We start from the raw sequence: 1,674 nt of genomic DNA on the forward strand, positions 1-1,674 counted from the left end.
AGAACTCCCCTGCCAGCGAGAGTCGCATCCCATCCGCCATGTTGGAGTCAAGCCAGCCCCCGTTGGTGACGTAGGCGACTACCCCCTGCTTCCCGATCCGCAGGCTCGCCCACTTGAACGCCCTGATGTAGGAGTCGTATAGGCGAGCCAACGAAGATGACGCGAGCAATGATCAGAACCTGTGGATGGCTCTCGGCGGGGTGACGTGAAAGTGGCGTACCTCCCGAGCAAGATCTGAAGCCCATACAAGTTCTGATCAGGGTCGGCGTTGGAGCGCCGGCTCGGGAAGGTACGCCCATGCTCAAGGTAGTCCAGGAGAACACCGAGTCCAACGTCGACGCGACCGTGCACGGTGGGTCGTTGCTCGATGAGATCGTGCGTGACGGCGCCCGGCAGATGCTCGCGGCCGCGCTGCAGGCCGAGGTCGCGGCTTACGTCGAGCGGTTCGCCGGGGAGGTCGACGAGCACGGTCACCGGCTGGTGGTCCGCAACGGGTACCACGCTGCGCGTGAGGTGACCACGGCCGCCGGCGCGGTCCCGGTGCGCCAACCGCGGGTCGACGACCGCCGGATCGATGAGGCCACCGGTGAGCGGAAGCGGTTCGGCTCGGCGATCCTGCCGGCGTGGGCCCGTAAGTCACCGCAGATGGCCGAGGTGCTGCCGCTGCTCTACCTGCACGGTCTGTCCTCCAGCGACTTCGGACCGGCGCTGACCCAGTTCCTCGGCACCTCGGCCGGACTGTCGGCCAAGACGATCACCCGGCTCACCGAGCAGTGGCAGGCCGAGGCCCTCGCCTTCAACCAGCGCTCCCTGGCCGGGACCGACTACGTCTACGTGTGGGTCGACGGGATCCACCTCAAGGTCCGCCTCACCCAGGACAAGGTCTGCCTGCTCGTCATGGTCGGGGTCCGCGCCGACGGCACCAAGGAACTGATCGCCCTGGACGACGGGCACCGGGAGTCCACCGAGTCCTGGGCCGACCTGCTGCGCTCGTGCAAGCGCCGGGGCATGGCCGCTCCGGTCCTGGCCGTCGGCGACGGCGCCCTAGGGTTCTGGGCCGCGCTGCGCGAAGTCTTCCCCACCACCCGCGAGCAACGGTGCTGGTTCCACCGGATCGCAAACGTGCTCAACGCCCTGCCCAAGTCCGCCCAGCCCGGCGCCAAGGCCGCGCTGGCCGAGATCTGGAACGCCGAGGACCGCGAGCACGCCGAGGCCGCCGCCAGGGCGTTCGCCGCCGACTACGGCACGAAGTGGCCCAAGGCGGCCGCGAAGATCACCGAGGACCTGGACGTGCTGCTGGAGTTCTACGACTACCCGGCCGAGCACTGGGTCCATCTGCGTACGACCAACCCGATCGAGTCGACCTTCGCCACTGTCCGGCTCCGTCAGCGCGTCACCAAGGGTCCTGGCTCGCGCGCCGCGGGCATCGCGATGGCGTTCAAGCTCATCGAGTCCGCGCAACGACGCTGGCGCGCGGTCAACGCCCCGCACCTCGTGGCCCTCGTCCGCGCCGGCGCCACCTTCGAGCGCGGCAAGCTCGTCGAACGACCCGAGGAATCAGGACGCCAGCAAAACGTCGCATGACACGCCGATCCACAGGTCTTGACAATTACTCGCCGGGGACACCTTGGTCGTCACCAAACTGGACCGCCTTGCCCGTTCCTTGCCCGATGC

The 1,674-nt window shown here is 68.2% G+C and carries 1 protein-coding gene; it reads left to right on the forward strand.

The window, feature by feature from the left end; all coding sequences use genetic code 11:
• The first annotated feature begins 297 nt into the window (after positions 1-297).
• Positions 298-1,584, forward strand: a complete 1,287-nt coding sequence (locus V7E09_RS15645) for an IS256 family transposase (protein WP_324523744.1) — start codon at positions 298-300, stop codon at positions 1,582-1,584.
• Positions 1,585-1,674: the final 90 nt, after the last annotated feature.

The organism is Propioniciclava sp., assembly GCF_036744435.1.
Taxonomy (GTDB): Bacteria; Actinomycetota; Actinomycetes; order Propionibacteriales; family Propionibacteriaceae; genus Propioniciclava.

What these genes read in the sequence shown, in the direction of transcription:
- V7E09_RS15645 (WP_324523744.1), top strand. Translation starts at nt 298, where the DNA reads ATGCTCAAGGTAGTCCAGGAGAACACCGAGTCCAACGTCGACGCGACC.